We start from the raw sequence: 22,142 nt of genomic DNA on the forward strand, positions 1-22,142 counted from the left end.
GTGTTGGCGTTTGAGCCGGCTTATTGGGCCAGCTTCTGCGCCGGGTTCACGGCATCCGGGGTCGGCTGGGCGGTGCCGGTGCCGGCGGCGCTCTGCAGGGCCTGGATGGTGTTCTTGTGCTGCGAGGTCTGGCGGCGCTGGCGGAACACGGTCGGGGTCAGCGCCAGGATGCCGAGGGCGGCGCCGGCGACGAAGAAAGCCAGCAGCATCAACACGAGGGGGCCACGCAGTTCATAGTTGAGGAAGAAATGCAGGTCGACTTCCTGCGTGTTCTTCAGGGCGAAGCCGAAGAACAGGACGAACAGGATGACGCCAACAATGGAGGAGACAAATTTCATCAGCAGTGCCCGCTGGGTGAGTGCACAAAGGCGAAGTGTCGCATATCCGACATGATATTTCAAAAGCCGAGCTGGCGCTGCCCCGGCAAGGCACGAAAAAAAACGGCATCCCGAAGGACGCCGTTCTTGTCTGCCAGCCAGCAGACGACTTCAGGGAGACTCAATCCTCGATGATCGGTTGCCCGACCATCGCGTCCACCCGCTCGCGCAACTGCTTGCCCGGCTTGAAGTGGGGTACCCGTTTTTCGGGCACCATCACCTTGTCGCCGGACTTCGGGTTGCGGCCGATGCGCGGGGGTCGGCTGTTCAGCGCAAAGCTGCCGAAACCACGGATCTCGATGCGCTGCCCGGTCGCCAGGGCGTTGGTCATCGCATCGAGGATGGTCTTGACGGCAAACTCCGCATCTTTCGCCACCAGCTGAGAATAGCGCTCAGCCAGGCGGTTGATCAGCTCGGACTTGGTCATCTGGTCGCCTCGGAAAGGAATTAACCTTTGTTGTCGAACTTGGCCTTCAGCAGTGCGCCCAGGCTGGTGGTGCCCGAAGCGGCGCTGTTGTCGGCTGCCAGCTTGCTCATTGCTTCCTGGGTGTCAGCGCTATCTTTCGCCTTGATCGACAGCTGGATGCTGCGAGCCTTGCGATCGATGTTGATGACCAGGGCTTCGACCTTGTCGCCCACTTTCAGGTGGGTGCCGGCGTCTTCCACGCGGTCACGCGAGATTTCCGAAGCGCGCAGGTAGCCTTCGACTTCGTCGTTCAGCGCGATCACGGCGCCTTTCGGCTCAACCGACTTCACGGTGCCGGTGACCAGGGTGCCCTTGTCGTTCAGCGAAGCGAAGTTGTTGAACGGGTCGCCTTCCAGCTGCTTGACGCCCAGCGAGACACGCTCGCGCTCGACGTCGATTGCCAGCACGACTGCTTCCAGCTCGTCGCCCTTCTTGAACTTGCGCACGGCTTCTTCGCCGGCTTCGGTCCAGGACAGGTCCGACAGGTGCACCAGGCCGTCGATGTTGCCCGGCAGGCCGATGAACACGCCGAAGTCGGTGATCGACTTGATCGAACCCTTGACCTTGTCGCCCTTCTTGTGGGTCATGCCGAAGTCGTCCCACGGATTCGCCTTGCACTGCTTCATGCCCAGCGAGATACGACGACGCTCTTCGTCGATTTCCAGGACCATGACTTCGACTTCGTCGCCCAGCTGGACAACCTTGTTCGGAGCCACGTTCTTGTTGGTCCAGTCCATTTCCGAGACGTGCACCAGGCCTTCGATGCCCTGCTCGACTTCCACGAACGCGCCGTAGTCGGTCAGGTTGGTGACCTTGCCGAACAGACGGGTGCCCTGCGGGTAGCGACGCGACAGACCGGTCCACGGATCGTCGCCCAGCTGCTTGACGCCCAGCGAGACGCGGTTCTTTTCCTGGTCGTACTTGAGGACCTTGGCGGTGATTTCCTGGCCAACCGACAGCACTTCCGACGGGTGACGCACGCGACGCCATGCCAGGTCGGTGATGTGCAGCAGGCCGTCGATGCCGCCCAGGTCGACGAACGCACCGTAGTCGGTGATGTTCTTGACGACGCCGGTGACCACGGTGCCTTCTTTCAGGGTTTCCATCAGCTTGGCGCGCTCTTCGCCCATCGATGCTTCGATGACGGCGCGACGCGACAGGACCACGTTGTTACGCTTGCGGTCCAGCTTGATGACCTTGAATTCCAGGGTCTTGCCTTCGAACGGGGTGGTGTCCTTGACCGGACGGGTGTCGACCAGCGAACCCGGCAGGAATGCGCGGATGCCGTTGGTCAGGACGGTCAGGCCGCCCTTGACTTTACCGTTGACGGTGCCGGTGACGATCTCGCCCGACTCCATTGCTTTTTCCAGAGCCAGCCACGATGCCAGGCGCTTGGCCTTGTCGCGCGACAGGATGGTATCGCCGAAACCGTTCTCCAGCGATTCGATGGCCACGGAAACGAAGTCGCCGATCTGGACTTCCAGTTCGCCCTGGTCATTCTTGAATTCTTCGACCGGAATGAAGGCTTCCGACTTCAGGCCGGCGTTGACGATCACGAAGTTGTGATCCAGGCGCACGACTTCAGCCGAGATGACTTCGCCCGAACGCATGTCTTGACGCGACAGCGATTCTTCGAAAAGGGCGGCGAAGCTTTCCATGCCGGTATCTTGATTGGTTGCAGTAGACATAAAGGTTATTACTCGAGTTAGCCCAGCAGGCCGGCGATGGTGCGGACTGAACTGGGGTTAGGTTGAAACACACCTGCAGCGACAGGATTGCCGTTGCAGGCACCAACAAGGACAACGTGCTTTCGCACGTCGTCCCCGCGAAGGCGGGGACCCAATTTTGTTTGCGTTGTCGCGGCGATGACTCGAGCCAACTAGACGCAGCGAACTTGGATTCCCGCCTGCGCGGGAAGTCTTCACTGCCAGTGGCAGTGAAGACAATTTGCGAAGGTATTAGTACCCTTCAAAACTCATGCATGCGCATACCACGCCAACACCTGTTCGACCGCTTCCGCAGCCGACATGTTCGAGGTATCGAGCTGGTAGGCATCCTCTGCCGGGACCAGGGGAGCGATGGCGCGCTTGGTGTCGCGCTCGTCTCGTTCCTTCAAATCCTTCAGCAGATCGTCCATATTAGCAGAAAATCCTTTGTCAATCAATTGCTTATACCGGCGTTGCGCACGCGCCTCGACGCTTGCGGTCAAGAACACTTTTAATTTCGCGCCGGGAAAGATCACCGTACCCATGTCACGCCCGTCGGCCACCAGGCCGGGCGTCTCGCGAAAGCCCAATTGCAGGCCATACAGGGCCTGGCGCACGGTCGGCAGCGCGGCGATCTTCGATGCCATGTTGCCAACCTCTTCCGCCCGGATCGCGCCGGTGACGTTCTCGTTGTTCAGGAAGATGTCGCCGCCGACGAAGCGCGCCGGCAGGTGTTCGGCCAGCTTGGCGATGCCGTGCTCGTCGCGCAGCTCGAGGCCGCGGCGGATCGCCTGCAGCGCCGTCAGGCGGTACAGGGCGCCCGAGTCGAGCAGGTGGAAGCCCAGGCGCTCGGCGACCTTGGCGGCAACGGTGCCCTTGCCGGAAGCGGTCGGGCCGTCGATGGCGATGACGGGAATGGGATTATTTGGCATGTGATGATCGCGGGGGTAAAACGGTCCAGTTGGCTATTCTACTGGCTCCCCCGCGCGACCGTGTTCAAAACAGCTCGTTCTTCGCAATGCCGGCGAAGGCCTCGAAGTATTCCGGGAAGGTCTTGGCCACGCATTTCGGGTCGTTGATGCGCATCGCGTTGCCGCGCCGCGCCTTGCCGTCGAGCGAGGCCAGCGAGAAGCACATCGCCATCCGGTGGTCGTCGTAGGTGTCGATGGTGGCCGGCTTGAGCTGTTCCGGCGGGGTGATGCGGATGTAATCCGGTCCCTCCTCCACCTCGGCGCCCACCTTGCGCAGCTCGGTCGCCATCGCGGCCAGGCGGTCGGTCTCCTTCACGCGCCAGCTGGCGATGTTGCGCAGCGTGCTCGGGCCGTCGGCGTACAGCGCGGCCACGGCGATGGTCATGGCGGCATCCGGGATGTGGTTGAAGTCGGCGTCGATCGCTTTCAACACGCCGTTCGAACGGGCTTCGATCCAGTTCTCGCCGCGCGTGATGATGGCGCCCATGCGCTCGAGCGCGTCGGCGAAGCGCACGTCGCCCTGGATGCTGTTCTCGCCCACGCCTTCGACCCGCACCGGGCCGCCGGCGATGGCGCCGGCCGCCAGGAAGTAGGAGGCCGAGGAGGCATCGCCCTCGACGTGGATGCTGCCGGGCGACTGGTAGCGCTGGCCGGGGTGCACGGTGAATGAGGCCCAGCCGTTCTGCTCGACCGTCACGCCGAAGCGGCGCATCAGGTTCAGGGTGATCTCGATGTAGGGCTTGGAGATCAACTCGCCGATCACGTCGATCGACACCGCATGGGTGGTCGCCATCAGGGGCGCGGCCATCAGGAGCGCGGTCAGGAACTGGCTCGACACGTTGCCGCGCACCGCCATGCGGTTGGCCGCGATGCGGCCGCGCTTGACGCGCAGCGGCGGAAAGCCCGGCTCGCCCGTGTACTCGATCTGGGCGCCGACCTCGTTGAGCGCATCGACCAGGTCGCCGATCGGGCGCTCGTGCATGCGCGAGACGCCGTGCAGGGTGTAGTCGCCGCCGATTACGGCCAGCGCGGCCGTCAGCGGACGGATCGCGGTACCGGCATTGCCCATGAAGAGGTCGGCCTCGTGGACCGGCAGCACGCCGGCCTGGCCGTGCACGACCACGGTGCGCTCGTCGACTTCGTCCCACTGGATGCCCAGCGAGCGCAGCGCGCCCAGCATCACCATGGTGTCGTCCGAGGCCAGCAGGTCGTGAATTAGGGTGGTGCCCTCGGACAGCGCCGCCAGCAGCAGGGTGCGGTTCGAGATGCTCTTGGAACCCGGCAGGCGTACGCTTCCAGCCACGTGGATCACGGGTTCGAGGTCGATGTGCTGCGGGTAGTGTTTAGACTGCGTCATTCTATGTCCTGGTTCTGCGGGGGCGGCGGCGAGCCGGCCTCGATCGCCTCGATCCATTCGCGCCGCGCGCGCTGCGCGTTGGCGAAGACGGTTTCGAGGCCGCGTCCGTCGGCGGCGGCGAGCGTCGCCCGCAATGAAGTCAATTGTGCCAGATATGCATCGAGCTCGGTGAGCAAGGCCTCGCGGTTGGCCAGGCTGATGTCGCGCCACATCTCGGGCGAGGAGCCGGCGATCCGCGTGAAGTCACGAAAGCCACTGGCGGCGTATTGGAACAGCAGGCTGGCGTGCGGCTTGGCGGCGATGTCGTCCACCAGCGCATAGGCCAGCAGGTGCGGCAGGTGGCTAACGGCGGCGAACACGCGGTCGTGGTCCTGCGGGCTCAGGGAATGGATGAGCGCACCGCAGTGGCGCCAGGCGCCGGCCACGCGCTCGACATCGCCTGCCGAGTTTTCCGGCAGCGGCGTGAGCACGGTCTTCTTGCCGCGGTAGAGCTCCGCGCGCGCCGCATCCGGACCGTTGGACTCGCTGCCCGCGATCGGGTGGCCCGGCACGAACTGCCTGATGCGCTCGCCCAGCGCCGCGCGCGCGCTGGCCACCACGTCGCACTTGGTGCTGCCGGCATCGGTGACGACGGTGTGCGGCTCCAGATACGGCAGCAGCGCAGCGAGGATCGCCCCGGTCTGCCCGACCGGCGCGGCCAGCAGCACCAGGTCGGCGCCGCGCATCGCCTGTTGCGGGGTCTCGCAGACCTCGTCGACGATGCCCAGTTCGAGCGCACGCGCCATCGCGACCGGCTCACGGCCCAGTCCGGCCACGCTGCGTACCACGCCAGCCTGCTTGAGCGCCAGCGCGAAGGAACCGCCGATCAGGCCGACGCCGACGACGACGAGCCGGTCGATCATTAGCCGAGAACCTTCCTGAGCGCTGCGACGAAGGCGGCATTCTCTTCCGGCAGGCCGATCGAGATGCGCAGCCACTGGGGCAGGCCGTAGTTGCCGACCGGGCGCACGATCACGCCCTGCTTGAGCAGCGCCAGGTTGACGCGGGCGCCGGCCTGGTCATCAATGCCCACCTTCACCAGCACGAAGTTGCCGAACGAGGGCACATATTGCAGGCCGAGTTCATCGAAAGCGGCGGTCAACTGCTTGTAGCCTTCCGCATTGTTCTTCGCCCCCTGCTCCAGGAATTCCTTGTCGTTCAGCGCGGCGATCGCGGCGGCCTGCGCCAGCGAATTGACGTTGAAAGGCTGGCGGATGCGGTTCATCAGGTCGGTCACCGCCGGCTGGGCGATGGCGAAGCCGACGCGCAGGCCGGCCAGGCCGTAGGCCTTGGAGAAGGTGCGCGAGACGATCAGGTTCGGGTACTTGCGCACCCACTGGCTCGATTCGAACTGGTGCTCCGGCGCCAGGTATTCGTTGTAAGCCTCGTCCAGCACCACGACCACATTACTCGGCACTTTCTGCAGGAAGGCTTCGATCTCGGCTGCCGGGATGAAGGTGCCGGTCGGGTTGTTCGGGTTGGCCACAAAGACCAGGCGGGTATCGGGCTCGATGGCGGCCGCCATCGCATCCAGGTCGTGACCGTAGTCCTTGGCCGCGACCACGATGGCGCGGCCGCCCACGCCTTGCGTGGCCAGCGCGTACACGGCGAACGAGTACTGCGCATACACCACGGACTCGCCCTTCTGCACGAAGGCGTGCGCGGCGATCTCCAGGATGTCGTTGCTGCCATTGCCCAGGGTGATCCAGTCGGCCGGGACGTCGTAGCGTGCGGACAAGGCAGCCTTCAGTTCGAAGCCGTTGGCGTCCGGATAACGGCCGAGGTCGGCGGCAGCCTGCGCCATCGCGGCGCGGCTCGATTCGGGGATGCCGAAGGGGTTCTCGTTGGAGGCGAGCTTGACGATCTTGGCTTCGTCAAGGCCGAACTCGCGGGCGACTTCAGCGATGGGTTTGCCGGCCTGGTAAGGGGCGATGGCGCGGACGTAATCTGGACCGAATTGCGACATGGGATTCTCGAATAAAAATGGAAATTAAAGACTCTGCGGATAGGAGCCGAGCACCTTGAAAAAGGCGGCGTTGTCCTTCAGCTCGTCGAGGGCGCGGGCGACGGCGGCGTCGCGCACGTGGCCCTCGATGTCGACATAGAAGTAGTACTCCCAGGTGCCGATGCGCGCCGGGCGCGATTCAAAGCGCGTCATCGACACGCCATGCTTGGCGAGCGGGGCCAGCAGGTTGTAGACGGCGCCCGCCTTGTTCGGCACGGCCAGCACGATGGCCGTATGGTCGCGGCCGGACGGGCCGGTCTCCAGGCTGCCGATGACGGCGAAGCGGGTGCGGTTGTGCGGATCGTCCTGGATGTGGGCCTGCACCACGCCGAGCTGGTACTGCTCGCCCGCCATCTCGCTGGCGATCGCCGCCACGGTCGGGTCCTGGCTGGCCAGGACCGCCGCTTCCGCGTTGGAGGCCACGGCGCGGCGCTCGATGCCGGGATGGTGCAGGTTGAGCCACACCTGGCACTGGGCCAGCGCCTGCGAATGGGCGCACACGACGGTGACGCCGTCCATGGAACCGGTCCTGGTCATCAGGCTGTGGTGGACCGGGATCGAGATCTCGCCGCTGATGACGGTGGTGGTGGCCAGCATCAGGTCGAGGGTGCGGTTGATCGCACCCTCGGACGAGTTCTCCACCGGCACCACGCCGAAGTCGGCGGTGCCGGCCTCGGTGGCGCGGAACACCTCGTCGATCGACACGCAGGGCAGCGTCTCGATGGCGCTGCCGAACTGCTGGTACACGGCCTGCTCGCTGAAGGTGCCCGACGGCCCGAGGTAGGCCACCGTCACGCGCTTTTCCAGCGCGCGGCAGGACGACATGATCTCGCGGAAGATGGTCTGGACGTCACGGTCCTTCAGCGGGCCGGGATTACGCTCGGCCACGCCGCGCAGCACCTGGGCTTCGCGTTCGGGACGGAACACCGGGGCGTTGGTTTCGGCCTTCACATGGCCGACTTCCTGGGCGATCTTGCCGCGCCGGCTCAGGAGTTCAAGGATTTGCGCGTCGATCGCGTCGATCTGCTCGCGCAGGGGGAGGAGTTTGTCATTCATCGTAAGCTCGTATTATTCATTCGCGTATAGGCACAGGCGTGTTGAACGCGCGGACGGCAAAGCCGTCCACCCTACGAACATCGGGTGCCTTTAGGTTACCGCCCCGCGAATTCGTTCAAATAATCGACGAGGGCCTGCACACCCTCGAGCGGCATCGCGTTGTAGATCGATGCCCGCATGCCGCCGACGGACTTGTGGCCCTTCAGTTGCAGCAGCCCGCGCGCCTTCGCGCCGGCCAGGAATTTGTCGTTCAGGGATTCGTCGCGCAGGTAGAAGGGTACGTTCATGCGCGAGCGGTATTCGGGCGCGACGCGGTTCTGGTAGAAGTCGTCGGCGTCCAGCGCCTCGTACAGCAGGCGCGCTTTCTCGATATTACGCTGTTCCATCGCCGCGACGCCACCCTGCTGCTTCAGGTGGGCGAACACCAGGCCTGCGATGTAGATCGCGTAGGTAGGCGGCGTGTTGAACATGGAGTCGTGCTCGGCCACGGTGCGCCAGTGGAAGGCCGAGGGGCAGATCGGCAGGGCGTCGTCCAGCAGGTCGTCGCGCACGATCACCAGGGTCAGGCCGGCCGGGCCGATGTTCTTCTGGGCGCCGGCGAAGATTACGCCGTACTTCGACACGTCGATTTGCCGCGACAGGATGTGCGAGGACATGTCGGCCACGATCGGCACCTTCGGCATGGAGTCGGGCACGAAGTTGTATTCGACGCCGTCGATGGTCTCGTTGGTGCAGATGTGCAGGTAGGCCGCGTGCGAGGTGAGGTTCCAGGTATCCTGCGGCGGCACGCCGGTGAAGCCGCTCGCCTCGCTCGATGCGGCGATGTTGACGTGGGCGTAGCGCTTGGCTTCCTTGATCGACTTGCCCGACCAGGAGCCGGTATGGATGAAATCGATCGTCGCCGGCTGCGGGCAGCAACCGACCATGTTGAGCGGGATGATGGCGTTCTGGGCCAGCCCCCCGCCCTGCATGAACAGGATCTTGTAGTTGGCCGGCACCGCCAGCAGCTCGCGCAGGTCGCTTTCCGCCTGCTGGTAGATGGAGATGAATTCCGGACCGCGGTGGCTCATCTCCATCACCGACATGCCGCTGCCGTGCCAGTCGAGCATCTCGCTCGCGGCCTGCTGCAGCACTTCCTTCGGGAGGACGGCCGGGCCGGCCGAAAAATTGAATACCTGCGTGTGTTGCTCCATCCGGCGGTCCTTTCTATGCGCTTACGGTTTCTGTACGTCCTGGGCCATGTCCTGCATCAGCTTGGCGACGCGCGGCATCATCACGCGCTGCGCGGCTGCCATGCCCTCGGTCGCCAGCTTCGGCGTGAGCGTCATCATCTTGCGGCCCACCGGGCTCTGATAGAACGCGGTCAGTTGCTTGATCTCGGCGACCGTGTAGTTGTTGGCGTACAGCGGCACCATTTCGTCGATCATCGCGTCGACCAGGGCCGGATCGTTGAAGATCTTCGCCAGCGACTGGGTCATGTGCGGAAGCGACTGTTCGACCTTGGCCATGGCTTCCTGCTTCTGCTGCGCGTCGAGCTTGGGGTCGGCCTGGATCATGCCGCCCAGCTGCTGGCGCATCATGGCCGGCATGGCCTGCTGCATCTGCGCGTACATGGCGTTCATGTTCTTGCGCATCTCCATGGCATTGAACATGGCCTTGACGGCGGTGGCCGCCTGCGGATCGACGCCTGGCGCAGCCAGCGCGAACGAGGGAAAGGCCGCAAACGTGGCGGCAGCAGACAGGGCAAGGACGAGTTTTTTCATTGTTGTAGGTGTCTCGAGTTGCTGCGCCGGCCAGCCCGGCGCGAAAAAAAGGGCCGCGTCGACGCGGCCCTTCGGCTTATTGCGGCGCCTGTTCGAGCTCGACCTCTTCGAGGTCGGTTTCGACGACGCGCTGCAGGCCGGACAGCTTGGTGCCGTCTTCGACCGCGATCAGGGTCACGCCCTGGGTAGCACGGCCCATCTCGCGGATCTCGGCCACGCGGGTGCGGATCAGGACGCCGCCGGTCGTGATCAGCATGATCTCGTCGTTGGCGTCGACCAGGGTCGCCGCCACCACCTTGCCGTTACGCTCGGACTGCTGGATCGCGATCATGCCCTTGGTGCCGCGGCCATGGCGGGTGTACTCGGTGATCGGGGTACGCTTGCCATAGCCGTTCTCGGTGGCCGTGAGCACCGACTGCTGCTCGTTCTCGGCCACCAGCAGGGCGATCACGTTCTGGCCCTCTTCCAGGTTCATGCCGCGCACGCCGCGCGCGGTACGGCCCATCGGACGCACGTCGTTCTCGTCGAAGCGCACCGCCTTGCCGCCGTCCGAGAACAGCATCACGTCGTGCTGGCCGTCGGTAAGCGCCGCGCCCACCAGCACGTCGCCGTCGTCGAGGTCGACCGCGATGATGCCGGCCTTGCGCGGGTTGCTGAAGTCCTTCAGCGGGGTCTTCTTGACGGTGCCCAGCGAGGTCGCCATGAACACGTAGTGGTCTTCCGGGAAGGTCCGGTTCTCGCCCGACAGCGGCAGGATCACGGTGATCTTCTCGCCGTCCTGCAGCGGGAACATGTTGACGATTGGTTTACCGCGCGAGTTGCGCGAGCCCTGCGGCACTTCCCACACCTTCAGCCAGTACATCCGGCCGCGGTTCGAGAAGCACAGCATGTAGTCGTGGGTGTTGGCGATGAACAGCTGGTCGATCCAGTCCTCGTCCTTGGTCGCCATCGCCTGCTTGCCGCGGCCGCCGCGCTTCTGGGCGCGGTATTCGCCGATCGGCTGCGACTTCATGTAGCCGGTGTGCGAGAGCGTGACCACCATGTCCTGCGGGGTGATCAGGTCTTCGGTTTCCAGGTCGCTGGCATTGTGTTCGATGACCGAGCGGCGGGTGTCCTTGCCGTTGTCGGCGTAGTCGCTCTTGATCTGCACCATCTCGTCGCTGATGATGGTGGTGACGCGCTCCGGCTTGGCCAGGATGTCGAGCAGGTCGGCGATGTGGGCCATCACTTCCTTGTACTCGTTGACGATCTTGTCCTGCTCCAGGCCGGTCAGGCGCTGCAGGCGCATCTGCAGGATTTCCTGGGCCTGCTCGTCGGACAGCTTGTACAGGCCGTCCTGCTGCATGCCGTAGTGCTTCGGCAGGTGCTCCGGACGGAAGGCCTCGATGCCGCCGGACGCGCCGAGGTCGGTGCGGGTCAGCATTTCGCGCACCAGGGACGAATCCCAGGCCTTGCCCATCAGCTCGACTTTCGCGATCGGCGGCGTCGGCGCGGCCTTGATGATCGCGATGAAGTCGTCGATGTTCGCCAGTGCGACCGCCAGGCCTTCCAGCATGTGGCCGCGCTCGCGCGCCTTGCGCAGTTCGAACACGGTGCGGCGGGTGACCACTTCGCGGCGGTGCGACAGGAAGCACTCGAGCATCTGCTTGAGGTTCAGCAGCTTCGGCTGGCCGTTGACCAGCGCCACCATGTTCATGCCGAAGGTGTCCTGCAGCTGGGTCTGCTTGTACAGGTTGTTCAGCACCACTTCCGGCACTTCGCCGCGCTTCAGCTCGATGACCACGCGCATGCCCGACTTGTCGGACTCGTCGCGGATGTCGCTGATGCCTTCCAGCTTCTTGTCGCGCACGTTCTCGGCGATACGCTCGAGCAGCGACTTCTTATTTACCTGGTAGGGCAGCTCGTCGATGATGATCGCGACGCGGCCGCCGTCCTTGCCGTATTCCTCGAAGTGGGTCTTGGCGCGCATCACCACGCGGCCGCGGCCGGTGCGATAACCGTCGCGCACGCCCGAGACGCCGTAGATGATGCCGGCGGTCGGGAAGTCCGGCGCCGGGATCAGCTCGATCAGCTCGTCGATGCTGCAGTCCGGGTTCTTCAGCAGGTGCTGGGCGCCGTTGATGACTTCGGACAGGTTGTGCGGCGGGATGTTGGTAGCCATGCCCACCGCGATGCCCGAGGAACCGTTGATGAGCAGGTTCGGGATCTTGGTCGGCAGGACGGTCGGCTCTTTTTCCTTGCCGTCGTAGTTCGGCTGATAGTCGACGGTGTCCTTGTCGATGTCGGCCAGCAGTTCGCTGGCGATCTTGTCGAGGCGGCACTCGGTGTAACGCATTGCCGCGGCGGAGTCGCCGTCGATCGAGCCGAAGTTGCCCTGGCCGTCGACCAGGGTGTAGCGCAGCGAGAAGTCCTGCGCCATGCGCACCAGCGTGTCATAGATCGACGCGTCGCCGTGCGGGTGGTACTTACCCATGGTGTCGCCGACCACGCGCGCGCATTTCACGTACGGACGGTTGTGCGCGTAATTACTCTCGTGCATGGAGTACAGCACGCGGCGGTGCACCGGCTTGAGGCCGTCGCGCACGTCCGGCAGAGCACGGCCCACGATCACGCTCATCGCGTAATCGAGGTAGCTCTTGCGCATTTCTTCTTCTAGGGAAATGGGAACTGTTTCTTTTGCGAATTGATCCATTGGGCGGGTCGACTGCTTTCAGGCTAATGGTTATTGACTGCAACGGATGATTCTACCATGCGAGGGTTGGCGTCAGCACAATTCCGGTTTCCCGCCATGACAATTCAACGATTGTCGAGGCCGGCCCGGCACGCTTGACCAAATGTTGCGCTTAAACAACGTTGATAAAAATATGCATCAAGTTTGATTTAGGTGCAGTCGTGCGTTTTTGGTGCATGTGGCAAAATGGACAGGAAATTAATTGATTGTTTCATAATGCGAAACTGGCCCCTTCCCCGGACGTGTTAGTATCTTGACCATAACGCCCCGCTGAGTTTCGCAAGGCATTTATCCCCGAAAGGAAAAAGAACATGAATAAACTGGCAACCCTCATGCTCGCTGCTTCGGCTGCGATCGCGGGCAATGTTTACGCCCAAAGCGATGCGCCGTATGCGCCGCTGACCACGGACATCCAGGCGCGCACCCCGTATAGCGCCTATGTGCAGGACAGCCGCGGCGTGATCGCCCGCAATCCTTTCGGCCTGTGCTGGCGCACCGGTTACTGGACCCCGGCAGACGCGGTCCCGGGCTGCGACGCGCCGCTGTGCGTGCCGCCGGAGAAGCTGGAAAACGGCAAGTGCGTCGCTCCGCCGCCGCCGCCACCGCCGCCAGTGGTCGAAGCACCTGCCCCGGCACCGACGCCGGCGCCGGTTCCGGTCCCGACCTCGGAAAAAGTGTCTTACTCGGCTGACGCCTTCTTCGACTTCGACAAGGCCGTCCTCAAGCCGGCCGGCAAGGCATCGCTCGACGAGCTGGTCTCGAAGCTGGGCGACATGAACCTGGAAGTCATCATTGCCGTCGGCCACACCGACTCGATCGGCACCGATGCCTACAACCAGAAACTGTCGATCCGCCGCGCCGAAGCCGTCAAGGCCTACCTGAAGGGCAAGGGCGTGGAAGAGAACCGCATCTACACCGAAGGCAAGGGCGAGAGCCAGCCTGAAGCCGACAACAAGACCTCGGCTGGACGCGCCAAGAACCGCCGCGTGGAAATCGAAGTCGTCGGCACCCGTACCGTCAACAAGTAATCCCTGTCGATTGCTTCAGGAAGACCCCGCCCTGGCGGGGTTTTTTTTCGTTTTTGGCAAACACGTGGCAGCGGCGTGAAAACCGCCCGTACATATTTTCCGTGCGGCACCCCGTGAGCTTCACCATTTCCAGTATTATCCCGAGTATGAACACGAACGCAGACCCCTTAGAAATCCAGAAATTCAGCGAACTGGCCCACCGCTGGTGGGACCCGACGTCCGAATTCCGTCCGCTGCACGAAATCAATCCGCTGCGCCTCGAGTGGATCAATGCCCGCGCCCCGCTGCTGGGCAAGAAGGTGATCGACATCGGCTGCGGCGGCGGCGTGCTGTCCGAAGCCATGGCGCGCAAGGGCGCCAAGGTGACCGGCATCGACCTGTCGAAAAAGGCCCTGAAGGTCGCCGACCTGCACAGCCTGGAATCGGGCGTGGAAGTGCGCTACAAGCACATCTCCGCAGAAGAAATGGCAGCTGAAGAAGCCGGCCAGTTCGACGTGGTCACCTGCATGGAAATGCTCGAGCACGTGCCGGACCCGGCCTCGATCGTGCAGGCCGCGGCGACCCTGGTGAAACCGGGCGGCCACGTGTTCTTCTCGACGCTCAACCGCAACCCGAAGTCCTACCTGTTCGCCGTCATCGGCGCGGAATACATCCTGCGCATGCTGCCGCGCGGCACCCACGACTACGCCAAGTTCATCACGCCGGCAGAACTGTCGCAGTTCGCCCGGCTGGCCGGCCTGCAGGTCGACGGCCTGAAAGGCCTGACCTACAATCCGCTCACCAAGATCTACTCGCTCAACAACGACACCGATGTGAACTACATGGTGGCGTGCAGCAAGCCGCTCTGAACCTCGCCCTGATTTTTACATGACTCTCCCGACCGTCCTGCCGGCACCGCGTGCCATTCTGTTCGACCTCGATGGCACGCTCGCCGACACCGCGCCCGACCTCGCGGCCGCCGTCAACTGGCTGCGCACCGAACGCGGCCTGCCGCCGACCCCGTATTCGGTGCTGCGTCCCACCGCGTCCGCCGGCGCGCGCGGCATGATCGGCGCCGCCTTCGGCCTGGCGCCGGGCGACGAGGGTTACGAGGAACTGCGCATGCAGTGGTTCGACCGCTACCAGGAAACCATGGCCGTGCACAGCTCGCTGTTCGGCGGCGTGACCGAACTGCTGGTCGGGATCGAGCAGGCCGGCATGGCCTGGGGCATCGTCACCAACAAGCCGGCACGCTTCACCGATCCCCTGCTTCCGCAGATCGGCCTGTCGCACGCCGGCTGCGTGGTGTCGGGCGACACCACCGGCTTCCCGAAGCCCCACCCTGCCCCGCTGCTCGAAGGCGCCCGCCGCCTCGGCGTGGATCCGGAGCACTGCTGGTACGTCGGCGACGACAAGCGCGACGTCGAGGCCGGCCACGCCGCCGGCATGGTCACGGTGGCCTGCAACTGGGGCTATTGCGGCGCCATCGAACCCTCTACCTGGGGCGCCGACTACCTGCTCGACACCCCGACCGACCTGCTGCAGACCCTGCGCACCGTGGTGGAAACCGCACGTGCGGCCACGTCGGCGGCCTGATCTCCCAGAGCGAGCCCTCCGGCTCGCTTACAAGTCTTTACGATTGATACAGGCTTCTGTCTAGTTCTGTGCCGGGCTCACCGGTAATCTACTCCCATACGACAACACAACGTTTAACGGAGCAGAACATGGAAACCACCCGCCTCAACCGCATTCATCCCCTGATGGCCGCTGCCGCCGTGTCGGTCGTGATTGTCAGCCTGACCGGCGCCGCCGCGATCACCGGCCTGCTGCCGAATTCGAACAGCGCACCCGACGTGCCCGCAAACCAGCTGGCAGCCGCCTCGCCCTACGGCGTCCAGGCGCCGCTGCAGCAGCCGGGCATGGTCCCGGTGACTACCGCCCAAGGCCAGGTCGTGATGGTGCCGGCCGCCGCGGTCCAGGGCCAGGTCGCCGCGCCGCTGTCGGCCACCCCGGTGACGCCGCAGCTGGCAACCCAGCTGGCAGCCGGCCCGGCGCCGCAGATGGCCATGCCGGTCGCCGCAGCCCAGCCGATCGCTTACGCACAGCCGGTCGCCCAGCCTGCCCCGGCGCCGGAGCGCGTGGTGGTCAAGGAAGTGATTCGTGAAAAGCCGGTGGTGAAGGTGGTCGAGAAGACCCGTGTGGTCCACGCCAAGCCGAGCGAGCCGCGCTACTACCCGCAGCAGGCCCCGGCCCCAGCCCAGCCGAACTACGTCGGCATCGGCACCGGCGCCGTGATCGGCGGCCTGATCGGCAACCAGATCGGCGGCGGCAACGGCAAGAAGCTGGCTACCGTGGCCGGCATCATCGGCGGCGGCATGCTCGGTAACGAGATCGCCAACCGCAACCGCTAAGCAGCCCTCCCCTCGAAAAGCCGCAGTGTTCAGCCTGCGGCTTTTTTTCGGAAGATGCAGACGATGATGTCGCTCGGAAACACGCGCAGCACCGGAATCGCGCACATGACCGCGATGTACTGCAGCCAGAGCGACAGCGGGGACACCTTGCCGGCATAGCTCAGGCGCTCGCGTAGACCCTTGGCGCGCAGGGCCGGCAGTTCGGCGCAATCGACCAGCTCGAAGCCCTGTCCCGCCACTAGCCTGCCGAGGTTGGCGGGGCTGAAGTAATGCACGTGGGGCGACGGCATGTCTTTCTGCCACAGCCGCTCGAATGGCATGCGCCATCCCAGGCGGACGGCAAGTTTCGAGAAACGGTAGAAGAAGCCGCGGCTGCTGGGCAGGTTGAGGATCAGGATGCCTTCGTTGTTCAGGTGCTGCCGGCAGGCGTCCAGGGCGCTGCGGATATCCGGAATATGCTCGATGACGTCGTTGAACACGATGGCGTCGAAGCGCTCGCTATCCTTCAACACGTCCGGGAAGAAACCGGCACGCACCGGCAGGCCACGAGCGGCGGCACGCGCACCGACCGCCGCATCGGGCTCGACGCCGAGCACGTCGAAATGCTCGCGCGCCGCCTCCAGGAACCAGCCGTGGGCACTGCCCACGTCGAGCAGGCTGCATCTGCCCTGCCGGACATGCCGCCTGGCGTACTGGACAATCGCACGGAAGTTCTCAAGCCGGATGGCCTTGAGCGCTGCTTCACGCTCGGCTTCGTTGATCTGGACGTCGGTAGGCTTGTTGATGGCGACGGACAGGGCAGCACTCTCGTAGTGGCATACCGGGCAGGTCGCATGCCATGACAGGAGGCCAGCCATTTGGGTGTTGCCACAGACGATACAGACCATTTCCATTTCCTTGTAGAAACGCGAAGCAGCAGACGACGTAACAAGCGATGTTATTGCACTTTCGTCATGGAATGCAGATATTTTTTGGCCTACTTGACCTTAAGCGAGGTCTAAGCTACCCGACTGCACGTAGTGACGAATTGGAGTACAATGAAGCTTCTCTCGTTGGGGGCGACCTGGTTTCGACGTGGGTTGCAAAGCAGCGCAGGGCATACCGAGGACTGGTTACCTCGTAAATACATCCAGAAATCAATAACTGCAAACGATAACTCGTACGCACTCGCAGCTTAATTGCTGCTAGGTCCACAACACCTCGCCCCTGGGGTGTGTCGCAAGACTCGTGGACTCATTTACAGGGGCTCGCAGTAGGCCGGGTCACTTGGTCGACTGTTAAATAATAGGTGACTCGCTTGTCCAAAGGGTGCACATCCCCGTTGTCCAGGTTAAATTAATTGATAGTGCTAAGTATGTAGAACTGTCTGTAGAGTGCTTGCGGACGCGGGTTCGATTCCCGCCGCCTCCACCAACCTCTTCCAAAAAGCCGCTGATTCGTCAGCGGCTTTTTTATTACCGCGGTCTGTTTCTGGCTGAGGCGCCCAGCACCGTTTTAACATCCTTCGCCCTACTGTTACTCCGCTGCATTCGCGCTAGTAAGGCTACGCAAAAAATTGGCGAAGCCTGTTGTTGCAAAACCGTGATCGTTAGAGAGAATTCTTTGATCACGGCAGCGTATTATTCTTAAGTGCAACGACACGCACTAGATGCCGAATCACCGCTGAGAGCCCAGATGCGCGACCTACACTATCCACAGTCGGGTGACCCGATCGTCTTCTTCGACTTCGAAACTACAGGCCTTTGTCCGAAGAAGGACTCGATCATCGAAGTCGCCGCAGTCAAGTACATACCTGGCTCGGACTCGCACCCGCACATCCAGCACCTGATCGCCCTTGACCGCCCTGTGCCGAAATTTATTACGAAGCTAACAGGGATCAGTGACGATATGCTGCAGACCCATGGCCGGCCTATGGGTGACGTACTGGACGAGTTCATCGACTTTATTGGCGATCATCCGGTTGTTTCATTCAACATCAATTTTGACGCGCGCTTCCTGCATGCTGCGGTAGAGCGTCACGGACGGAGACCGGTTCGAAACGCGGCTCATTGTGCACTTGAGCGGGCACGGATCGGGTGGCCGGAGCTCCCGACTCATAAGCTTGCGCACATGGCAAAACATCTCGATCTCAAGGTCGGAACGGCGCATCGGGCATTGGACGATACGCTATTGGCCCTGGAAGTCTACTTCCGGTCTTTTCATACCGGTAACAAGCCTGAAGTACCGAAACGCACAGCCAAGACGATCGAAGCAGGCGCACCCACGATCATCCCGACTATTACTGGGCCTCGTCAGTTCAGGATTGAGGTTCTAGGGACAAGGCGCTATCAAGAGGTATTCGAGTCCGTGTGTGGTCCTCGGACTGTGAAAGGCGCAGTTCTCGATATTCAGGTGCAACTGCGTGTCGAAAAGGGTTCAAATGCCGTGCGCGTACTGTTGCACGAAGATGTGGTCGGCAATTTGGCGCCGCGGCTTGCGATCGACTTCCGACGCGCGTTGGTTGCAGGCGACTTGGCTGAATTCACGCACTTTGAGTGCTCGGCCAAGATTCGTGGCGGTCGGATCACGAATGATGCGGCCGAGGGTAACTATGTGATGTGGCTGGATATACCTCAAGATGATGACTAAGCGCTGCACTAGAGGTTAAAGCGAATGCAAAGGGGACAGGCATGTCCCCTTTTTCGATCGCTTACTTGCTTTGCTTACGACGTCGGCCCCGGATCCATCCCCGCCTGCTGAATCACCATCAACTCCTTCATCAGCGCCTCATTAAACGCCGGAATATCATCCGGCTTGCGGCTCGTGATCAGCTTGCCGTCCACCACCACCTCGTCATCCGTCCACTCCGCCCCCGCAGCCTTCAGGTCTTCCTGGATCGCCGGATAGCTGGTCAGGTGCTTCGATTCCGCAATCCCCGCCTCGATCAGCGGCCACGGACCATGGCAAATCGCTGCGATCGGCTTGTCGGCGTCGTCAAACGCCTTGATGAAGGCAATCGCCTCCGGCAACTGGCGCAGCTTCTTCGGATTCTCTTCCCCGCCCGGCAGCAGCAGCGCATCGAAGTCCGCTTCCTTGGCCTGCGCCAGGCTCAGTTCCACCTTGAACTTGTCGCCCGGCTGGTCGTGGTTCATGCCCTGCACGTCCTCGCCCGCGCCCTTGGGCGAAACGAGGGTCACGCGCACGCCCTTCCCCTCCAGGAAACTGCGCGGCTCGGTATATTCGACCTGTTCGACGCCGTCGGTCATCAGGACCGCCACGCGCCGGCCGACCAGGTCCTTCTCGCTCACCAGGTCCAGGTGATCGCCCGCATTCACAATATTTTCCATATGCCCTCCTGTCTGGTTGCTTCGCTAGTCGGGTCGATTGTAGGTCGCCCACATGGCAGGCGTCGCGCGGATGACAGGCGGCAGACGGCTCAGGGCAGCAGGTAGCAGACGTCGTCGCGGTCGCGCCGATCCGGCCGCGTGCACAGGAAGCCGTCCAGCCCGAGCCGGACCGTGCCGTCCAGGCCGGCGCCGTCGACCTCCTCGCCGCGCAGGATGACCTGCAGCTCGCGGTAGGGCAGCTCGATCGCGAAACGGTCGAGCAGTGCGGCCAGCGCACGGGCCCCGCTCGCGCCCGGCAGGAAACGTTCGAACATCCGCGACGACACCGGCCCCACCTTGATGCGGATGCCGAGCTCTGGACGCAGCAGGCGCTCGCCGAGGGTCGCGCCGAGGCCGACGTCGCAGTTGTTGTCGCCCAGCCGGCTGCGGTCGCTCGTGCCGAGCGGATCCCACTTGCCGGCGAACTGCTCGACCGTCACCGGTACCTGCAGGTATTCGGACAGCACGCCCGCGATCAGGTGCGCCGGCACCGCCCGGCTGCGCAGCTGGGCGGCGAAGTAGGCCAGGTTCTCGAATGCCAGGCCGCCCCCGGGCTGGCCCTGCCCCGGCGCCTGCCAGCCCGCGCCGGCCAGCGCCACGAGCTGGGCCAGGAAGCGGTCGCGGTTGTGCTCGTCCGCGCCGCCGCGCACCCGGTACTTGCGCCAGGCGCGGTAGAACAGCGCCACCTGGCGGCTGGAGAAGGCATCGTAGAAAGCGCGCGGCCCTTCGTCGCGCGTGGCATGCTCCCAGGCGGCGATGCGCTCGGTGTAGTGCAGCGGCAGCGCGCCGTTCAGGCCGAGCAGGCCCATCACCGCCGTGCGCACCCGGAGGCGCATCGCGTTCGCGCCGCCCTGGCCCTGCTCGAGCTGCAGCGCATCGATGTCGCTCGCCGGGAAGGCGAGCGACAGGCTGTTCTCGAAGCGGATCGCGGTCTCCGGCGCGACACCGTAGCGGCGCAGCCAGCGCGACAGCAGGCGAATGGCCTGGAAGAACTCGTAGCGCCAGGGTTCGGCCAGCAGCTCAGTGATCACAGCGCGATCACACCAGCGTCAGGTTGCCGTTGCGTGGTTCGCATCGCAGGAGCTCCCTGTCGGTCTGCGCCGAGCGCAGCACCAGCCGCGTGAAGCTGTTGATGTGCACGTACAGGCCGAAGAAGCGGTTCACCACTTCCGCGAACACATACAGGCTGCTGCCGGCGAAGGCCTCTTCGTCCACCGTCATGCGCACTTCCAGCCCGTGGACCAGCGTGGCGCCGCTCTTGTTGCGCATCCAGGCCGTGGACGGCAAGGTCTCCATCGCCGTGATGCCGGCGATCTGGCGCTGGGTCGCCGCAGAGCGCGACACGTCGTACAGGGTCAGCACCTCGCGGAAGGCATCGAGGTCGCCGAGCGAGCGGTGGTTGAGCGCGAGCTGGGCCACCAGACGCCAGTGCGCGCCGCCCGAGGAGGGAAAGCGGTGCGGCAGCGTCGGACGGCGCATTAGGTGGATCGGCACGCCGCCCGTGGCGGTTTCGCTGGTCAGGTCGCCGTCCGGGGCCCCGAAGCCTGTGCTGGCGGCGTGCGCGCCGTTGGTGCAGGTCAGGTCGATCGAGGCCACGCACTGCTCGTCGGCCGCCAGGGTGAAGCCGGCATCGGTGAAGCCGATCTTCATGCGCTGGCGGTGCATGCCGCGGTCGTCGCGGCGGGCGAACCAGTAGCGCTCGCGCAGCTCGCCTCCTTCGCCATGGCGCAGCCCGTAGTAGGGGCGGTAGGCGGTCGACTGCACCCTGCCCTCCGCCGTGCGCAGCACGTTGACGGTGTCGATGCTGTAGACCTCCACGTCCTCTTCATGGCGCCCCGGCACCACGTCGTACATGGCCGTGCGGTGCGTGATCCGCACCGGCATCGCGGCCTGGTGGAACAGGTTGACCACCGGCGTGCAGCCTGGCACCAGGTGGGCCGCCTCCAGCGTCCCGAGCAGGCGCGCGGCGCCGCTGTCGCCGTGCAGGCCGCCCACGATCAGGTGCAGGGTGAAACGGTGCGCGGCCGCCGGCAGCATCGGCGCCAGCTTGCCCAGGTCGATGTCGATGAAGTGGAACTTGTCGGGGAAGGCGAAGTACTCGCTCAGCAGCCGGTAGGCGGCGTGCTCGCTGGGACGCAGCGGCACCAGCGCATCGTCGTCACCGAAGCCGCCCAGCGCCAGCGGCATGCGCTCGAGCTGGCGCCACGGTCCGCCATCGCCGATCTCCAGGTAGCTGGCGCCGACGTGCATGAACAGGGTGTCGATCAGGCTTGCTGCGAGCAGCGGATCGGCGTCGACGTAGAGGCGCAGGCGCGGCAGTCCGAGCTGGCGCAGCAGGCGCGCCGGCGCGGCGCTCTCGATCGTCACCGCCACCTGCCCGGTGGCGCGCGCCGGCAGCCGCACATGGGCCGGCGCATGCACCACCGGCTCGTAGCGCGCCCGCGCCACGCCGACCGGCGCCAGCATCAGGGAACTGGCGGTGCGGAAGCGGCAGACCGTGCCCTTGGCGTGCAGCGCACTCATCTCGGTCCCGCGCGGCACCGATTGCACCTGCTCGACCTTGCCGGGAACCTGCGGCCCGGCGCCGCTGCCAATGCGCGCGATCGAACAGGAGGGAATCCCCTGCAGGAAATAGGGATAGAGGCTGCCCAGCAGGGCTTCGGTGAACTCGGGATAGTCGTCGTCGAGCTTGCGGGCGGTGCGAGCATTGAGCAGGGCGCAGGCCTGGATCAGACGGCGAATGTGCGGGTCTTCGAGGTCTTCGGCGCCAAGTCCCAGTTCGCTCGCCAGCCGCGGATACTGGTGCGCCAGCTCGCGACCGACCGTGTTCAGGTAGACCAGTTCACGCTCGTAGTACGGCAACAGTTCTTCCATGGCCCTCTCCTCTC

The 22,142-nt window shown here is 64.1% G+C and carries 20 protein-coding genes and 1 other RNA gene; 6 read left to right on the top strand and 15 right to left on the bottom strand.

Annotation, left to right across the window (positions count from 1 at the left end):
- Positions 1-20: 20 nt before the first annotated feature.
- From ACK6C6_RS16125 to gyrA, 11 genes are all read right to left on the bottom strand, one after another.
- Positions 21-338, bottom strand: coding sequence for a lipopolysaccharide assembly LapA domain-containing protein (locus ACK6C6_RS16125; protein WP_409268155.1), 318 nt, complete (start codon positions 336-338; stop codon positions 21-23).
- Between the two features lie 160 nt (positions 339-498).
- Positions 499-825 carry an integration host factor subunit beta gene (locus ACK6C6_RS16130; RefSeq protein WP_285380181.1) on the bottom strand — a complete coding sequence of 109 codons (327 nt, stop codon included), beginning with the start codon at positions 823-825 and terminating at the stop codon, positions 499-501.
- On the bottom strand, positions 825-2,531 hold the full coding sequence (rpsA, locus tag ACK6C6_RS16135; protein ID WP_209588191.1) for a 30S ribosomal protein S1: 1,707 nt from the start codon (positions 2,529-2,531) through the stop codon (positions 825-827). The genes ACK6C6_RS16130 and rpsA overlap by 1 nt, the downstream gene beginning before the upstream one ends.
- A 287-nt stretch (positions 2,532-2,818) precedes the next feature.
- Positions 2,819-3,481, bottom strand: coding sequence for a (d)CMP kinase (cmk, locus tag ACK6C6_RS16140; RefSeq protein ID WP_409268156.1), 663 nt, complete (start codon positions 3,479-3,481; stop codon positions 2,819-2,821).
- A 64-nt stretch (positions 3,482-3,545) separates the two neighbouring features.
- Positions 3,546-4,877, bottom strand: a complete 1,332-nt coding sequence (gene aroA / locus ACK6C6_RS16145; RefSeq protein ID WP_409268157.1) for a 3-phosphoshikimate 1-carboxyvinyltransferase — start codon at positions 4,875-4,877, stop codon at positions 3,546-3,548.
- The gene (locus ACK6C6_RS16150; protein WP_409268159.1) at positions 4,874-5,779 is read right to left on the bottom strand and encodes a prephenate dehydrogenase; all 906 of its coding nucleotides are present in this window, start codon (positions 5,777-5,779) and stop codon (positions 4,874-4,876) included. Before ACK6C6_RS16150 ends, aroA begins: the two co-directional genes overlap by 4 nt.
- Positions 5,779-6,882 carry a histidinol-phosphate transaminase gene (gene hisC / locus ACK6C6_RS16155; protein WP_409268160.1) on the bottom strand — a complete coding sequence of 368 codons (1,104 nt, stop codon included), beginning with the start codon at positions 6,880-6,882 and terminating at the stop codon, positions 5,779-5,781. The genes ACK6C6_RS16150 and hisC overlap by 1 nt, the downstream gene beginning before the upstream one ends.
- Positions 6,883-6,906: 24 nt before the next feature.
- On the bottom strand, positions 6,907-7,977 hold the full coding sequence (pheA, locus tag ACK6C6_RS16160; protein ID WP_209588187.1) for a prephenate dehydratase: 1,071 nt from the start codon (positions 7,975-7,977) through the stop codon (positions 6,907-6,909).
- Between the two features lie 95 nt (positions 7,978-8,072).
- Positions 8,073-9,170 (bottom strand): 3-phosphoserine/phosphohydroxythreonine transaminase, encoded by a 1,098-nt coding sequence (gene serC, locus ACK6C6_RS16165; RefSeq protein ID WP_409268161.1) that lies wholly within the window; start codon positions 9,168-9,170, stop codon positions 8,073-8,075.
- A gap of 21 nt (positions 9,171-9,191) precedes the next feature.
- On the bottom strand, positions 9,192-9,740 hold the full coding sequence (locus ACK6C6_RS16170; RefSeq protein ID WP_409268163.1) for a DUF2059 domain-containing protein: 549 nt from the start codon (positions 9,738-9,740) through the stop codon (positions 9,192-9,194).
- A gap of 76 nt (positions 9,741-9,816) precedes the next feature.
- A complete protein-coding gene (gene gyrA / locus ACK6C6_RS16175) occupies positions 9,817-12,432 on the bottom strand; it encodes a DNA gyrase subunit A (protein WP_209588184.1) in 2,616 nt (871 codons plus the stop codon).
- A gap of 350 nt (positions 12,433-12,782) precedes the next feature.
- On the opposite strand from gyrA, the gene ompA reads away from it, so the two are divergent.
- From ompA to ACK6C6_RS16195, 4 genes are all read left to right on the top strand, one after another.
- Positions 12,783-13,499 (top strand): outer membrane protein OmpA, encoded by a 717-nt coding sequence (gene ompA, locus ACK6C6_RS16180; RefSeq protein WP_036216086.1) that lies wholly within the window; start codon positions 12,783-12,785, stop codon positions 13,497-13,499.
- A 146-nt stretch (positions 13,500-13,645) separates the two neighbouring features.
- The gene (gene ubiG, locus ACK6C6_RS16185; protein WP_281913467.1) at positions 13,646-14,347 is read left to right on the top strand and encodes a bifunctional 2-polyprenyl-6-hydroxyphenol methylase/3-demethylubiquinol 3-O-methyltransferase UbiG; all 702 of its coding nucleotides are present in this window, start codon (positions 13,646-13,648) and stop codon (positions 14,345-14,347) included.
- Between the two features lie 19 nt (positions 14,348-14,366).
- Positions 14,367-15,074, top strand: coding sequence for an HAD family hydrolase (locus tag ACK6C6_RS16190; protein WP_292041558.1), 708 nt, complete (start codon positions 14,367-14,369; stop codon positions 15,072-15,074).
- Between the two features lie 128 nt (positions 15,075-15,202).
- Positions 15,203-15,889, top strand: a complete 687-nt coding sequence (locus ACK6C6_RS16195) for a glycine zipper 2TM domain-containing protein (protein ID WP_209588180.1) — start codon at positions 15,203-15,205, stop codon at positions 15,887-15,889.
- Positions 15,890-15,918: 29 nt separating this feature from the next.
- Here ACK6C6_RS16195 and ACK6C6_RS16200 read toward each other — a convergent pair whose 3' ends face one another.
- Complete coding sequence (locus ACK6C6_RS16200; protein ID WP_409268164.1) at positions 15,919-16,746, bottom strand: class I SAM-dependent methyltransferase; 828 nt, start codon at positions 16,744-16,746, stop codon at positions 15,919-15,921.
- 197 nt (positions 16,747-16,943) lie between these two features.
- Between ACK6C6_RS16200 and ssrA the strand changes: the two genes are divergently transcribed.
- Together ssrA and ACK6C6_RS16210 are read left to right on the top strand one after the other, a co-directional pair.
- Positions 16,944-17,302: a transfer-messenger RNA gene (gene ssrA / locus ACK6C6_RS16205) on the top strand.
- 261 nt (positions 17,303-17,563) lie between these two features.
- On the top strand, positions 17,564-18,517 hold the full coding sequence (locus tag ACK6C6_RS16210) for a PolC-type DNA polymerase III (RefSeq protein ID WP_409268166.1): 954 nt from the start codon (positions 17,564-17,566) through the stop codon (positions 18,515-18,517).
- Positions 18,518-18,591: 74 nt separating this feature from the next.
- Here ACK6C6_RS16210 and ACK6C6_RS16215 read toward each other — a convergent pair whose 3' ends face one another.
- The 3 genes from ACK6C6_RS16215 to tssF all read right to left on the bottom strand — a co-directional run bounded on the left by ACK6C6_RS16215 (position 18,592) and on the right by tssF (position 22,128).
- Positions 18,592-19,215 carry a type 1 glutamine amidotransferase domain-containing protein gene (locus ACK6C6_RS16215; RefSeq protein ID WP_409268167.1) on the bottom strand — a complete coding sequence of 208 codons (624 nt, stop codon included), beginning with the start codon at positions 19,213-19,215 and terminating at the stop codon, positions 18,592-18,594.
- Between the two features lie 89 nt (positions 19,216-19,304).
- A complete protein-coding gene (gene tssG / locus ACK6C6_RS16220; RefSeq protein WP_409268168.1) occupies positions 19,305-20,285 on the bottom strand; it encodes a type VI secretion system baseplate subunit TssG in 981 nt (326 codons plus the stop codon).
- 7 nt (positions 20,286-20,292) lie between these two features.
- Complete coding sequence (tssF, locus tag ACK6C6_RS16225; RefSeq protein WP_409268169.1) at positions 20,293-22,128, bottom strand: type VI secretion system baseplate subunit TssF; 1,836 nt, start codon at positions 22,126-22,128, stop codon at positions 20,293-20,295.
- Positions 22,129-22,142 lie beyond the last annotated feature (14 nt).

This window comes from Massilia sp. BHUDP2, from assembly GCF_046236355.1.
Taxonomy (GTDB): domain Bacteria; phylum Pseudomonadota; class Gammaproteobacteria; order Burkholderiales; family Burkholderiaceae_D; genus Telluria; species Telluria varians.

Coding starts and splice junctions, on each gene's coding strand:
- cmk (WP_409268156.1), bottom strand. CDS start 3,481: ATGCCAAATAATCCCATTCCCGTCATCGCCATCGACGGCCCGACCGCT.
- ACK6C6_RS16195 (WP_209588180.1), top strand. CDS start 15,203: ATGGAAACCACCCGCCTCAACCGCATTCATCCCCTGATGGCCGCTGCC.
- ompA (WP_036216086.1), top strand. CDS start 12,783: ATGAATAAACTGGCAACCCTCATGCTCGCTGCTTCGGCTGCGATCGCG.
- aroA (WP_409268157.1), bottom strand. CDS start 4,877: ATGACGCAGTCTAAACACTACCCGCAGCACATCGACCTCGAACCCGTG.
- ACK6C6_RS16170 (WP_409268163.1), bottom strand. CDS start 9,740: ATGAAAAAACTCGTCCTTGCCCTGTCTGCTGCCGCCACGTTTGCGGCC.
- ACK6C6_RS16125 (WP_409268155.1), bottom strand. CDS start 338: ATGAAATTTGTCTCCTCCATTGTTGGCGTCATCCTGTTCGTCCTGTTC.
- ACK6C6_RS16200 (WP_409268164.1), bottom strand. CDS start 16,746: ATGGCTGGCCTCCTGTCATGGCATGCGACCTGCCCGGTATGCCACTAC.
- ACK6C6_RS16210 (WP_409268166.1), top strand. CDS start 17,564: ATGCGCGACCTACACTATCCACAGTCGGGTGACCCGATCGTCTTCTTC.
- gyrA (WP_209588184.1), bottom strand. CDS start 12,432: ATGGATCAATTCGCAAAAGAAACAGTTCCCATTTCCCTAGAAGAAGAA.
- hisC (WP_409268160.1), bottom strand. CDS start 6,882: ATGTCGCAATTCGGTCCAGATTACGTCCGCGCCATCGCCCCTTACCAG.
- rpsA (WP_209588191.1), bottom strand. CDS start 2,531: ATGTCTACTGCAACCAATCAAGATACCGGCATGGAAAGCTTCGCCGCC.
- ACK6C6_RS16215 (WP_409268167.1), bottom strand. CDS start 19,215: ATGGAAAATATTGTGAATGCGGGCGATCACCTGGACCTGGTGAGCGAG.
- pheA (WP_209588187.1), bottom strand. CDS start 7,977: ATGAATGACAAACTCCTCCCCCTGCGCGAGCAGATCGACGCGATCGAC.
- ubiG (WP_281913467.1), top strand. CDS start 13,646: ATGAACACGAACGCAGACCCCTTAGAAATCCAGAAATTCAGCGAACTG.
- tssF (WP_409268169.1), bottom strand. CDS start 22,128: ATGGAAGAACTGTTGCCGTACTACGAGCGTGAACTGGTCTACCTGAAC.
- ACK6C6_RS16150 (WP_409268159.1), bottom strand. CDS start 5,779: ATGATCGACCGGCTCGTCGTCGTCGGCGTCGGCCTGATCGGCGGTTCC.
- ACK6C6_RS16190 (WP_292041558.1), top strand. CDS start 14,367: ATGACTCTCCCGACCGTCCTGCCGGCACCGCGTGCCATTCTGTTCGAC.
- serC (WP_409268161.1), bottom strand. CDS start 9,170: ATGGAGCAACACACGCAGGTATTCAATTTTTCGGCCGGCCCGGCCGTC.